General features: G+C 45.0%; 5 protein-coding genes. 2 read left to right on the plus strand and 3 right to left on the minus strand.

Annotated features, from left to right (window positions below; genetic code table 11):
• Window positions 1-118: 118 nt before the first annotated feature.
• Both I3248_RS11905 and I3248_RS11910 read left to right on the plus strand, forming a co-directional pair.
• On the plus strand, window positions 119-1,069 hold the full coding sequence (locus I3248_RS11905; protein ID WP_238063957.1) for a DMT family transporter: 951 nt from the start codon (window positions 119-121) through the stop codon (window positions 1,067-1,069).
• 167 nt (window positions 1,070-1,236) lie between these two features.
• Window positions 1,237-1,608, plus strand: coding sequence for an MliC family protein (locus I3248_RS11910; protein ID WP_201609904.1), 372 nt, complete (start codon window positions 1,237-1,239; stop codon window positions 1,606-1,608).
• A 104-nt stretch (window positions 1,609-1,712) separates the two neighbouring features.
• On the opposite strand, the gene I3248_RS11915 is transcribed toward I3248_RS11910, so the two are convergent.
• The 3 genes from I3248_RS11915 to I3248_RS11925 form a co-directional block, all read right to left on the minus strand.
• On the minus strand, window positions 1,713-2,318 hold the full coding sequence (locus I3248_RS11915) for a class I SAM-dependent methyltransferase (protein ID WP_201609906.1): 606 nt from the start codon (window positions 2,316-2,318) through the stop codon (window positions 1,713-1,715).
• Window positions 2,319-2,679: 361 nt separating this feature from the next.
• Window positions 2,680-6,969 carry an ATP-dependent RNA helicase HrpA gene (hrpA, locus tag I3248_RS11920; protein WP_238063959.1) on the minus strand — a complete coding sequence of 1,430 codons (4,290 nt, stop codon included), beginning with the start codon at window positions 6,967-6,969 and terminating at the stop codon, window positions 2,680-2,682.
• A 162-nt stretch (window positions 6,970-7,131) separates the two neighbouring features.
• Window positions 7,132-7,449 carry a hypothetical protein gene (locus I3248_RS11925; RefSeq protein WP_025644255.1) on the minus strand — a complete coding sequence of 106 codons (318 nt, stop codon included), beginning with the start codon at window positions 7,447-7,449 and terminating at the stop codon, window positions 7,132-7,134.
• Window positions 7,450-7,948 lie beyond the last annotated feature (499 nt).

Here is a 7,948-nt window from a genome sequence, read left to right on the forward strand (position 1 = left end):
TAGCTAAGGCATCTGCATTATCGTCGCTTTGCGCCTTGTCTGGAACAATTTTAGCAATCAGCAGTGCCTATTTGTGAATGTTCAACACGCCCTAATATTCTAATTCTAAAGGGTTCTCTTGACAGCTACTTTCTATACTATTGTTGCCCTTGTAGCTTTCGCTACCAATTCTCTACTATGCCGAATGGCATTGATGGAAGATGCTATCGATCCTTGGAACTTTACGATTTTACGACTACTGAGCGGCGCTATTTGTTTAGGCATTATCATAATCTTTCATACTCATCGTCTAAAACATCAGACACAAACCGCGACTTCTTTTAACAGCGACTTTAACACTGACAATAATAACGCTGCTGTTGCTGCTATTTTAGCAGATAAAGGCAGCTGGCTTAATAGTATCAGTTTAGTGGTCTACGCGCTTTGTTTTTCGCTTGCTTATGTGGATCTAGATACCGGCACTGGGGCGCTCATATTATTTGCTGCTGTGCAACTGACGATGATAGGTTGGGGTATTTACCAAAAGGAGCAATTAACTGTACTGCAGTGGCTCGCGCTAGCTTTCGCGCTGATTGGCTTTGTCTATTTGATGCTCCCTTCAGCAACCATACCTTCTTTTACAGGCGCTCTGACTATGGCACTTAGCGGTATAGCTTGGGGCATCTATAGTATACGCGGCAAAGCTTGTCTCTCGCCGCTACGAGCTACGGGGTTTAATTTTATCAGAAGCCTAGTCGTTATCCCTTTTTTGTTAATAGTCGCTATCAGCCATTGGGCTGGGATAAGTATGCAAGGCGTGGTGCTAGCAGTAATATCAGGCTCGATTACTTCTGGCCTCGGCTACTGTATGTGGTATGTGGCTATGCCCTTGTTAAAAAACACTCAAGCGGCAGTGGTGCAGCTTTGTGTACCGATAATCGCAGCGTTAGCAGGCGTTTTGTTTTTGTCAGAGAGTCTGAGTTTACGATTTATTATCGCAAGTATCGTTATTTTGGGCGCAGTATTAGTATTCGTGCTTAATAAAAAGCCTAATAACTATAACGACTCTGCTGTCATTGTAGAGTCATAATCGGAGCCTAATTATCCAAGCCTAGCTCGTTTAACATTTAAACTTATACACTTTAAAACACGATGGTTACGAGACAGGTATCAAATGATAACGAGAATGTTTTCACTAAGGTGTACGATACGTGTTGGATTACAAACAATTCATTCTTAGATTTTCTGAGGACAATTATGAAAAAATTACTAGTATTAACGCCAGCTGTTTTAGCTCTAGCTGCTTGTGCCAACAATCCATTCGTGGGAAGCGATCAGACAGGTGCTACAAACCAAGTCGTCAATTCTTATACTTGTGAAGGCAATGGCAAAGTTACCGCTGCCTATGCTGCAGATGGTAGCGCTGCTAACTTAAACATTACTATGCCAAAATTCGATATTAGCAATCAAAAAGTTATCATGACGCAAGCGGTATCTGGTTCTGGCACGCGCTATGTTAATAATGACAATCCTAAGATGAACCTACAGTGGCAGACAAAAGCAGACTACGGTGTCATCAGCGCGAAGCTCGCTAATGGTAAAGAATACAGCGTAAACTGCACGATGTAATCGCAAAGACTCTGTTCAAAAATAAACAAGGTGATAGATACTAAATCTATCACCTTTTTTTTGGCAGAAATATTTGCTAAATAATCAGTTAACTATGACATCCTTTAAGACTGTTTTTTTCTACCGATAAACTGCACTACCGCGCTTAGCCCCTGATGACGTGTCCCTTCTGATATCATGCGCTGCTTTTCTACTCCTGTTATTTCGTCTAACTCTGCAAGCTCTGCTCGTAGAGCTACTAATGAGCCAAAACGATCTGGTTGGTCAGCAGGCGGTCCACCAACCGCATCCAGCTTGGTTTGCTCATAAGTATAAGCTTCGAGTAAATATACTCCGTTCGGCTTTAAAGATGTGGCTATCTGCGCATGAACTCGCTGACGGACCGCTTCAGGAACGTGCGCCCAAATGGAGATGATAGCATCCCAACTATTGACTCCAAACTCATAATCAGCAAGATCAGCGACTTGAGTGCGGATAGTAACGCCTTTATCAGTGGCTAATTGCTGCGCTTTGTGTAACCCAACTTCAGATAAGTCCATAGCGGTCACTTCATAACCTTGCTCGGCTAAGAAAACAGCGTTCCTGCCCTCGCCTTCTGCTAGGCATAAGACACGCCCGCCTGCAGGTATCCGCTTGTATTCTTCCTTTAAAAAATCGTTAGGCTCAGTGCCATAAGCAAAGCCCGGTTCGCTGTAGCGTTCATCCCACATATTATTATCCTTGTTTAGCAAACTTATAAGTAAGAACTTTAATCAGAGCAATATGTCAAGTTTTGGAGTGAGCAGTACAATTTTTTACGTGTCCAAAAAAATCTATTTAAATCTCGCTTAAACAAAAACTTCCTTGAGACGCTATGAGCTAGGAAATAATAAAGGTTTGGGGGACCTTTATCCTAGCGCAAGAGAAAATCTATGATTTTCTGGCGACATGTAATTTTTTAACGCGTCCAAAAAATTCCCTTTAAGGAATTTTTACTTGCGACGCTAAAATTGGCATGCAATTTTCTAACGCGTCCAAAAAATTCCCTTTAAGGAATTTTTACTTGCGACGCTAAAATTAGCATGTAATTTTTTAACGCGTCTCATCCCAAACCTTTTTAAGACGCTTTGGTGAGACCGCCATACGCGTTTTCATCGGTTGGGCGAAGAGCTGAATACGGTATTCTTCCACCATCCAGCGGTACTTACTGATAGCAGCGTCGCTCGCACGATTAGCCAGTCGCTCCATATGCACATCGAGCGCATAAACGCCTTCGAGATCCGACTCAAGGTTATGCTCAAGCCGCTCAATTCGCACCTCTAGTGCTTCTAGATAACGCGGATACTGCTGCCAATGACTGTAGTCCATACGATAAACAAAATCCGCTAAGTACAAGTCCGATAGCTGATCCTCGATATCATCGATGGACTCGCCAAACACTTCTTGATCGAGCATCAATAGGCTCTGACGAATACGCTGCCAACGCGTATAGACTTCTTTGAGGATTTTGATGACGCTTTGTCCTGTCAGTAGGAAGTTACTGACTACAACTTTTTCAGTCTGTTGGTACTCCTCGCTGGTAAAAGGCAGCTCCTCGCTTAAGTCAACCGCGATACTATCAGCGCTCTCAGGTAAGTCAGAGCTATGATCGAATAAGACATAGTGCTCCTCTAAAGTGGCATCGAGCGCGGCATCGACAACGATAGTCTTCAGCTTTTCCATATCACCTAAAGGTGCAAAAGCCATTTTGAATATCTTATCGATTTGGCTAGTCAGCTGTTTTTTCTTTGCGCCAAGCTTAGCTTTGATTAAGGTTAATACTCCCGTGCGATGCGCCTCCAAGGCGGCATTGACATCAGTATATTGATGAATCGATACCGCGGTACCTGCTTCGTCGGCGACCAAAGCAGAGAACTGCTTCATCACCACGCCTGCGCTATGGCGGTTTTTGCTAAAGGTAAAGTGCTCAGGGAAACTCGTATGCGCGCCTTGCTGTTCGGTCACCGCTTGACTGGTCTCACTGGCATGACGGATTTGCAACGTTTGCAGATCACGCCCCTTTTCGATAATACGGTTTTTGTCATCGACGACTGATATCTGCGGCTGCAAGTAACGATCGATAGATGAGGGATCAAATTTGTCGGGCGTCACCGAGGTAATACCGCGGCGATTCAGCGCATGGCAAAGCTGCTTAAGCAGACCTTGCTCACCCTCAGGCTTGAGCTCATCAAACAAACTATCCGCGGTATCTGGAATCGGTACGATTTGACGGCGAATGTCTTTTGGCAAGGATTTGAGCAGTTGCAGTACTAGCTCATAGCGCCAACCCGGTACGCCCCATAACAGCTCGATAGCATCAAGCTGCGGTAGTGCAGCAAGTGGCACACGAATGGTCACCCCATCATCGTCGCTGGCAGGATCAAACACGTAACGCAGTGGCAAGCGCAAATCGCCTAACTGCCAAATCTCAGGAAAGTCGCCGGTAGTCGGTGCTTGACTGTTAAGCACATCGTCATCGGTAAAGAATAGATACTTAGGATCGCTTTTTTCCATCTCCGCGCGCCAATCTTCGAAGGCTTTGCGGCTAGCGACGTTCTCAGGAACTTTTTTATCATAAAACTGATACAGCGCCTCTTCATCAACGAGTAAATCGCGGCGCCGCAATTTGTCCTCAATGCGTTCAACATGGGCGATTTTGTCCATATTGTGCTGCAAAAACGGCGCCCCGCGACCGAGATTACCCGTTACTAAACCATCACGAATAAAGATCTCGCGCGACTCAGAGAGGTTGACTTGCTCATAGTTAGTCAGCTGCTTAGAGATGATAATCAGGCCAAACAGACTGATCTGCGCGTAGGCTTTGACGCGTCCGGTCTTCTTTGACCAATGCGGCTCGAAGTAATGATATTTGAGCAAATTACCCGCTTCAGCGATAATCCATTCAGGTTCTATCTTGGCAACGGTACGCATAAACACCTGCGAGGTCTCGACGACCTCAAAAGCCATCACCCAAGGCGGTACTTGTTTAAATACAGTACTAGCGGGAAATATTTTGGCTTTTTGTTGACGCGCGGCCAGATACTCGCCGCGGCTTTCTGTTTTGTGCGCGATGGTAGAGAGCAGGCCTGTCAGTAGCGCCCGATGTAGATTGGCGTACTTAACCGCTTTGATGTCTTCATCTTCAACCAGCGTGGGATCGCCGCTTAGCTTTTTTGGATTGCTTATTTTTTTACTTGTAGTTTTAGCATCGTTATTATTTTTAGCGTTTTTTTGCTTAGTTTTACTATTACCCTTTACTTCTTTTACATCGGTTAGATTTAAATCAGTGACCATTTGCACCAATTGGCGATGGGTTTGATTCCACTCACGCACGCGCGGGAAGCTAAGATAGTTCTTTTTGGTGAAGTTTTTACGCTGATTGCCAGAGAGTTTGTTACCGTGCTCGTCAGCCTCAAATAGCGCCTTCCAAAGACTCAAGTAAAACAAAAAGTCCGAGTCATCTTGACGAAATTCAGCGTGCTTTTGATCGGCCTGTTGGCGTTTATTCGCAGGACGCTCGCGTGGATCTTGCACTGCTAGAGCCGCAACGATAATCAGCATCTCGCGAATACAATCGTAGTCGCTACCGGCAACCAGCATACGTGCCAGCCTTGGATCGATAGGCATACGCGCCATCTTTTGCCCGATACGAGTCAGACGCAGATGATCCAAAGTTTGTTTGCGTTTGGGTAGGTTAGCTTTGTCATTTTTGGCGGTAATTGCGCCAAGCTCGTCAAGCAATTTATGACCATCAGTCACCAAACGGCTATCGGGCGGCTCGATAAATTCAAAATTCTCGACGCTACCTAAACGCAGGTTTGCCATCTGCAATATAACGGATGCAAGATTGGTTCGCAGTATCTCAGGCTCGGTAAACTCAGGGCGACCGCTAAAGTCCTCCTCAGAATACAGACGAATACAAACGCCCGGTGCGACACGACCACAGCGACCTTTACGCTGATTGGCAGCCGCTTGTGAGATCGCTTCAATCGGCAAACGCTGTACGCGCGAGCGATAAGAGTAGCGTGATATGCGCGCAAAGCCCAGGTCAATCACGTAGCGAATACCGGGTACCGTTAGAGCGGTCTCGGCAACGTTAGTGGCGATGACGATACGGCGTCCGCGGCCAGAGGGCTGAAAGATGCGCTGCTGCTCTTCATAAGTTTGACGTGCAAACAGCGGTAGCACTTCGGTATGCTTAGGTCCATGACGAACCAGTACATCTTGCAGTTCTCGAATCTCAGCTTCGGTTGCGGCAAAGATTAATATATCTGCTTGATCGGCATGGCCTTTGCTTTGTGCGTCGGTGAAGCACTCATCCACTGCGGCAACGACTGCTCGCGGCAGGTTCTCTTCGAAGTCATCATAGCTGTCATCATCTGAGCTAGTTACTGGCTCATCAGTGAGCGGACGATAACGCACTTCAACGGGGAAGCTGCGACCCTCAACGTTAAAAATCGGCGCAGGGATTTTTCGTTTGAGCTTGTTATCATAATAACTAAAGTACTCGCTAAAACGCTGGGTGTCGAGTGTCGCTGAGGTAATAATAACTTTGAGATCAGGGCGCTTAGGCAGCAGCTTTTTGAGATAACCCATAATAAAGTCAATATTAAGACTACGCTCATGCGCCTCATCGATAATAATCGTATCGTACTTACTCAAAAACCTGTCATGACCAAGCTCAGCGAGCAAGATACCATCGGTCATCAATTTGACAATCGACTGCGCTGACCCCTGCTCGTTAAAGCGAATCTTAAAGCTAACGGTATTACCCAACTTCTCGCCAAGCTCTTCGGCAATACGGTTAGAGACGCTACGTGCAGCAAGACGACGCGGCTGCGTATGCCCAATCTGCCCTGTTATACCGCGGCCCGCTAGCATCGCAAGCTTTGGTAATTGTGTGGTTTTACCAGACCCTGTCTCCCCTGCGACGATGATGACTTGGTTATCAATGATGGCTTGCACGATGTCATCAGCGCGCTGACTGACAGGCAAATCTAGGTTTAAGGTGGCTGGCAAATTGTCTGGGATACTATCGATACGCGCTTGCACCGCTTGCTGTGAGCGCGTTTTGATTTTATCGTACTGCGCGCGCTTTTTAGCCAGCTCTTTTTGCGCTTTGTCTTGCTTATCATCAGTATTTGAATTTTTGTTTTTTGATACCGCCGCGCGTGCCAGCTCACGCTCTAACCGGCTTAAGTAGTGGCTGTCTTTCGCCAACACAGGTAGTTCTGTAAGGCTATCTTTATCTGCTATTTGAGCTAGATTACGAATCGTATCATTTAGATCTTTTGCTGAGTTATTCTCTGCTAAGTTTGGCGCATCTTTTAAAATATTAGACATATTTGCTTAGGCTATTCATTGTTTATAAGTGCTAAGAGTATGGGGGTATTTTCGGCGGGATTCAAGGTGGTTAAGGTGTTTGCTTGGTAGCTTAAATTAGCTTTTAACCTTTTAGAAAGCTGTTTTAAAAACACTATAAAGATATAGGAGCTGTTGAAATAATCAATCGCTACTGCTATAAATCGTCCGCTGATCTCTAGCTGCCTTTGCAAAGAAGTCTTGCAGCTTTTGTAATGGGACTCTAGGAAAAGGCAGTTGCAAAGAGAGTATCACTCGCTCAAACGCTACCATCTCTTCAGCTAAAGCTTTGGCGATATTAGGCTCGATCTGTGGGTTGTCATAGAGCGTATCGATAAGCCAAGTTAATTGCGGAAAGTCGGCATTGTTATGAACCTGATACAGCGTAGGTACGAGCTTATCAGAGATTTGGCAGCGTGTTTTTCGAAACAAGCCGTTCTTGTAGTACATATTTAAAGCCATACCAGCCCCTTGCTTTGGTTGCAACACTTATACTTACACTAGATTACCACACCCTCTTCATTATTATCAGTATGTGTCAATTTAGAGCTATCATTAATAGTAAACCTTATTAAATTATTAATTGCTAATAGGCTGATGCGCTAATCAGTCTGCGCTAAAAAATCTTTAACCACAGCGACTGTCGCTTGTGGATCTTCTTCATGCGGTACATGTCCTAAATCCTCAAATACCTTGAGCTGACTATCAATACAGCCAGTGAAATGCCTGAGGCCAGAATAGCAAATAGTAGAATTTTGGCTAAGCGTTTTTGCATTTAATAGATACTCATTAAATTTAGTAGATTAGGCGTCATTTGAGACCGTCATTTGAGACAAAGTACCGCTTTGAAAAAAGCTAATTTCAAGCTTATAAATACAAAAAAGCCAGAGCATATTTACTAAGTAGATTAGGGCGTGTTGAACATTCGACCATGGCACTGACAGCGACTATTTTTTAGGCG

Origin of the sequence: Psychrobacter sp. Ps3 (assembly GCF_022129275.1) — a bacterium.
GTDB lineage: Bacteria > Pseudomonadota > Gammaproteobacteria > Pseudomonadales > Moraxellaceae > Psychrobacter > Psychrobacter submarinus.